Here is a 4,912-nt window from a genome sequence, read left to right on the forward strand (position 1 = left end):
CGTCCGTTACGTCTCCCTGCCGGACCTCACCCACCGCACGAAGGAGGAGAAGCTCGGCGCCGTCGCGGGCGTCCGCGCGCGGGCGGGGATGTTGGTGCAGCTCATGGGGTACCGGGCGTCCCGCCGCTGAGCGTCAGGTCCGCTCGCGGCCCTCCACCGCGCCCGCACGCTCCCGCCCGAGCCCCACGAAGCGCCGCAGCGTCTCCCCGTAGGCCCGCGCGAGATCCACGGTGCTCCACACCGACGTCACCGCGCCCGCCAGCATCAGCGTCCAGATCACGGGCGTCGGTTCGGGCCGCTCCAGCCCCCGCGCCACGAGGAGCGCCACCACCGTCCCCCCGATCGCGGCGCTCTGCACCGCCCCGTTCACCTTCCCCGAGAGGCGCTTGTGCACCACGTCCCGGCCCTGCCCTAGGTCCATGAAGCGCAGCCCCCACGAGAACAGGTCGCGCCACACGACCAGCAGCACCATCCACGCGGGCACGAGCCGCGCGTCGAGGAACACCACGAGCGCCGTGAGCCGCGCGAAGCCGTCCGCGACGGAGTCGATGAGCTCGCCCACGCGCGTCCCGCCGCCCTTGCGCCGCGCGAAGAACCCGTCGAGGACGTCCGTGAGGCCCATCAGGGCCAGCAGCGCGAGGGACCACGCGAGCGCGCCCACGTCCGAGAGCCGGAACGACAGCGCGAAGAGCAGCGCGAGCACCGCCCGCGCGAGGGTCAGCCAGTTGGCACGCAGCGACATGCCGCAGTGTAGACGCCCGGCGCGAGCCCGCCCGTGGCAGGGTCGCCCCGGATGGTGCCGCCTCCACCAACAAGGAGGCCTCCATGAGCTACACTCTCTCTTTGGGTGCCACGTGCCCGCCCCTCACGGGGCGAAGTTCGCGTGAACACGGTCCACCCCCCGAAGCCCGCATCACCCCTGGCCAGCCGTGAAGGAAGGACGGGGCCGCGCCCGCCCGACCCGGTCGCGTTCGAGAAGCGTTGGCGACCACGGCCACCGCGGGAGGGGTCAGGAGAACTCATGGAATACCGGAACATCGCGATCATCGCGCACGTCGACCACGGCAAGACCACCCTCGTGGACGGCCTGCTGAAGCAGACCCTCAAGCTCGGCCACGGCGAGGAGATCGCCGAGCGCGCCATGGACAGCAACGCCCTGGAAAAGGAGCGCGGCATCACCATCCTCGCGAAGAACACCGCCGTGGAGTACGGCGGCGTGAAGATCAACATCGTCGACACGCCCGGCCACGCCGACTTCGGCGGCGAGGTGGAGCGCGTCCTCGGCATGGTCGACGGCTGCCTCCTGCTCGTCGACGCCGCCGAGGGCCCCATGCCGCAGACGCGCTTCGTGCTGCGCAAGGCCATCGAGCTCGGCCTCAAGCCCATCGTCGTCGTGAACAAGATCGACCGTCAGGACGCCCGCCCCGAGGAGGTCGTGAACCTCACCTTCGACCTCATGGCGGAGCTCGGCGCCTCGGAGGAGCAGCTCGACTTCCCGATCCTGTACGCCATCGCGCGCGAGGGCAAGGCCTTCCGTGACCTCGACAAGCCGCAGGACGACATGCACGAGCTCTTCGAGACGGTGCTGGAGAACATCCCCGCGCCCGACGTGGACCTCCAGTCGCCCTTCCAGATGCTCGTCACGAACCTCGACTACAGCGAGTACCTCGGCCGCATCGTGCTCGGCCGCGTCAAGCGCGGCAAGGTGCGCAAGGGCGAGTTCGTCCAGCTGATCCACAAGGACGGCACGATGACCAAGACGCGCGTCGTGCAGCCCTTCACGCACCTCGGCCTGCGCCGCATCGAGGTCGACGAGGTCGGCGCGGGCGACATCGTCGCGCTCGCCGGCATCGAGGACGCGCAGATCGGCGAGACCGTCGCGGACCTCGCGGACCCCGAGGCGCTGCCCATCATCACCGTCGACGAGCCCACGGTCAGCATGATCTTCCAGCCGAACACCAGCCCCTTCGCGGGCCGGGACGGCAAGTACGTCACGAGCCGTCACCTCAACGACCGCCTCAAGCGCGAGGTCATGACGAACGTGTCGCTGCGCGTCGAGGAGATCCGCCCCGACGAGTTCAAGGTGTCCGGACGCGGCGAGCTCCACCTCTCCATCCTGCTGGAGACCATGCGCCGCGAGGGCTACGAGGTGCAGGTCGGCGCGCCGCAGGTCATCACCCGCGACATCGACGGCGAGAAGCACGAGCCGATCGAGCACCTCGTCATCGACGTCCCCGAGCAGTTCAGCAGCACCATCATCGGCGTGCTCTCCAGCCGCAAGGGTCAGCTCGTGAACATGGAGCCGCAGGGCACGCGCATCCGCGTGGAGTTCAAGATCCCGTCGCGCGCGCTGTTCGGCTTCCGCACGCAGTTCCTCTCCATGACGCAGGGCGAGGGCATCATGAGCCACATCTTCGACGGGTACGCCCCGTGGGCCGGTGAACTCAAGACCCGCCAGAACGGCAGCCTCGTGAGCATGGAGGACGGCGTCGCGTTCGCGTACAGCATCTTCAAGCTGCAGGACCGCGGCAGCTTCTTCATCGACCCCGGCATGGACGTGTACGTCGGCATGATCGTCGGCGAGAACGCCCGCGAGCAGGACATGAACGTGAACGTCTGCAAGAACAAGAAGCTCACGAACATCCGCTCCGCCGGCGCCGACGAGGCGCTCACGCTGATCCCCCCGCGCCGCCTCAGCCTGGAGGACGCGCTGGAGTACATCAGCGACGACGAGCTCGTCGAGATCACCCCGACGAACATCCGTCTGCGCAAGAAGATCCTCAACCCCAGCTTCCGCAAGTAAGCGGACAAGCGAACGCCGGACCTCACGGGGTCCGGCGTTCGCTTTTGCGGGTTGGCCGTGACGGCGTGACGTACGGTAGGAGTGATCCGGATCTCTGGATTGACCTGTCGAGTTGGATCTGACCTATGGCTGACCCCATCGATCATTCGCATGATCTTCTGGACGTGTTGCAACTCTCGGCGGGAGCCAGTCTCTTCGCCGGGGACCTGGACGCCAGCGACGTCGCGCTGGCCGTCGGTGCCGCGATGTCGTCCGACGTGACGCCGACCGATTCGGACGACATCGACCCCGGACAAACGTAGGCCCGCCTTCGGGTCATACGGGGACGACGGGACGCCGTCGTCCCTTCCTCGTGCGGTCTGGCATAATCCTGGGGTGCGCGAACTGACTTCCCCCCAGAATCCGGAGATCAAGGCGACGGCGCGGCTGCGCGAGCGGCGCGACCGCGAGCGGGAGGGCCGGTTCCTGATCGAGGGCACGCGCGAGGTGGCGCGGGCGCTTCTCGGCGGTGTGCCCGTGGAGCGGCTGTACGTGTGCGAGGATCTGCTGCGCGGCGACGCGCGGGACGTGGTGGGGTCGGCCCAGGCGGCAGGTGCGGAGCTGGTGCTCGTGTCCCGGGCGGCGTTCGCGAAGCTCTCCGCGCGGGAGAATCCGGACGGGGTGCTGGGCGTGGCGCCCCTGCCCGCGAGGACCCTGCCGCCCCTGCCGCAGGACGCGCTGGTGCTGGTCCTCGTGGGGCTGGAGAAGCCCGGGAACCTCGGGGCGCTGCTGCGCACGGCGGACGGGGTGGGTGTGGACGCGGTGGTGCTGGCGGGACGCGGGGTGGACCTGTTCAACCCGAACGTGATCCGCGCGTCGCAGGGGAGCGTGTTCACGCAATCCGTCGTGACGATGGAGGAGGACGCGGCGCTCGCGTGGCTGCGCGCGGAGGGCTTCGAGCTGTTCGCGCTCGCGCCGGAGGGCAGCGTGACGTACTGGGCGGCGGACCTGACCGCCCGCGTGGCCCTCGCGCTGGGCACGGAGCACGAGGGCCTGCCGCCCGCGTGGGAGGCGGCGGCGGATCAGAACCTCCGCATTCCCATGCGGGGCGGCGCGGACAGCCTGAACGTCGCGACGGCGGGCGCGCTGGTGCTGTACGAGGCGCTGCGGCAGCGGGGCTAGCGGGCCTTCGACGCGCCTCCGCGACCTCTAGGACGCGAGGTCGGTGGGTTCGAGCGCCGCGTCCTGTGCGCCCCAGCGGGCCATGGCCTCGATGATGGCGCCGAGGCTGCGGCCGCGTTCGGTGAGGTGGTACTCCACGCGGGGCGGCACCTCGGCGTAGACGGTGCGGACGACGATGTCCTGTCCTTCGAGGGTACGGAGGCGGTCCGCGAGCGTCTTGGGGGAGATGCCGCCGAGGGCGCTCTTGAGCTCGCCGAAGCGGCGGGTGCCGCCGAGCAGTTCACGCAGGATGAGCGTGGTCCACTTCGCGCCGATCACGTCGAGGGTCCGTTCGACCGCGCACTCGGGGCGGCGCTGTGCTTCGCTTCCGTACGCCATGAGGTCATGGTAGCACCTCCATGGTTACTTCCCGGAAAGCAGCACGTCCTGAAGTTACCGCTTCCCATAATGAAGTATCATGGGAACATGACCCACGTGAGCCCAGCCGCTCCCCCCAGCGAGACCGCGCGTCTCGGCGTCGACGTGTTCGGCGACGTCGTCTGCCCCTTCTGCTACATCGGCCTGCGCCGCATGGCGAACCTCGCCGGTCCCGAGGCCCTCGACCTGCGCTGGATGCCCTTCCAGCTGCGTCCCGAACTGCCCGCGCAGGGCGAGGAGTGGCGTCCCTTCGCGCTCGCCAAGTTCGGCGGCGAGGAGGGCATGCGCCGCGCCTTCGACCACGTCGAACGTTACGCCTGCGACGACGGCCTGTGCTTCGACTTCGACGCCGTCGCGAGCGCGCCGAACACCGTCGCCGCGCACCGCGTCATCCTGCTCGCGCAGGAACGCGGGCTCGGCGTGGGCGTGGCCATGAGCGTCATGAAGGGCTACTTCGAGGAGGGCGCGGACCTGCGCGACGCCTCCGTGCTCGCGGACCTCGCCGCGCGCGGCGGCCTCCCGCGCGGGGAC

Annotated in this window: 6 protein-coding genes; 4 read left to right on the forward strand and 2 right to left on the reverse strand. The window is 69.8% G+C overall.

Features of this window, described 5'->3' with window-relative positions; genetic code table 11:
• Positions 1-133 precede the first annotated feature (133 nt).
• The gene (locus DEIPI_RS35435; protein WP_027481379.1) at positions 134-742 is read right to left on the reverse strand and encodes a CDP-alcohol phosphatidyltransferase family protein; all 609 of its coding nucleotides are present in this window, start codon (positions 740-742) and stop codon (positions 134-136) included.
• A gap of 279 nt (positions 743-1,021) precedes the next feature.
• Here DEIPI_RS35435 and typA point away from each other — a divergent pair, with 279 nt between their 5' ends.
• From typA to DEIPI_RS0107625, 3 genes are all read left to right on the forward strand, one after another.
• Positions 1,022-2,803, forward strand: coding sequence for a translational GTPase TypA (gene typA, locus DEIPI_RS0107615; protein ID WP_027481380.1), 1,782 nt, complete (start codon positions 1,022-1,024; stop codon positions 2,801-2,803).
• A gap of 125 nt (positions 2,804-2,928) precedes the next feature.
• Entirely contained in the window at positions 2,929-3,105 is a 177-nt protein-coding gene (locus DEIPI_RS37520) for a hypothetical protein (protein WP_157463530.1), read from the forward strand.
• A gap of 73 nt (positions 3,106-3,178) precedes the next feature.
• Positions 3,179-3,964: a TrmH family RNA methyltransferase gene (locus DEIPI_RS0107625; protein WP_027481381.1), complete on the forward strand. Its 786-nt coding sequence runs from the start codon at positions 3,179-3,181 to the stop codon at positions 3,962-3,964.
• 27 nt (positions 3,965-3,991) lie between these two features.
• Here DEIPI_RS0107625 and DEIPI_RS0107630 read toward each other — a convergent pair whose 3' ends face one another.
• Positions 3,992-4,342 carry a winged helix-turn-helix transcriptional regulator gene (locus DEIPI_RS0107630; RefSeq protein ID WP_027481382.1) on the reverse strand — a complete coding sequence of 117 codons (351 nt, stop codon included), beginning with the start codon at positions 4,340-4,342 and terminating at the stop codon, positions 3,992-3,994.
• 87 nt (positions 4,343-4,429) lie between these two features.
• Here DEIPI_RS0107630 and DEIPI_RS0107635 point away from each other — a divergent pair.
• Positions 4,430-4,912, forward strand: a 483-nt coding sequence (locus DEIPI_RS0107635) for a DsbA family oxidoreductase (protein WP_027481383.1), incomplete at its 3' end; no start/stop codon positions are given.

Source organism: Deinococcus pimensis DSM 21231, from assembly GCF_000519345.1.
GTDB lineage: Bacteria > Deinococcota > Deinococci > Deinococcales > Deinococcaceae > Deinococcus_A > Deinococcus_A pimensis.

Coding starts and splice junctions, on each gene's coding strand:
- DEIPI_RS0107630 (WP_027481382.1), bottom strand. CDS start 4,342: ATGGCGTACGGAAGCGAAGCACAGCGCCGCCCCGAGTGCGCGGTCGAA.
- DEIPI_RS35435 (WP_027481379.1), bottom strand. CDS start 742: ATGTCGCTGCGTGCCAACTGGCTGACCCTCGCGCGGGCGGTGCTCGCG.
- typA (WP_027481380.1), top strand. CDS start 1,022: ATGGAATACCGGAACATCGCGATCATCGCGCACGTCGACCACGGCAAG.
- DEIPI_RS37520 (WP_157463530.1), top strand. CDS start 2,929: ATGGCTGACCCCATCGATCATTCGCATGATCTTCTGGACGTGTTGCAA.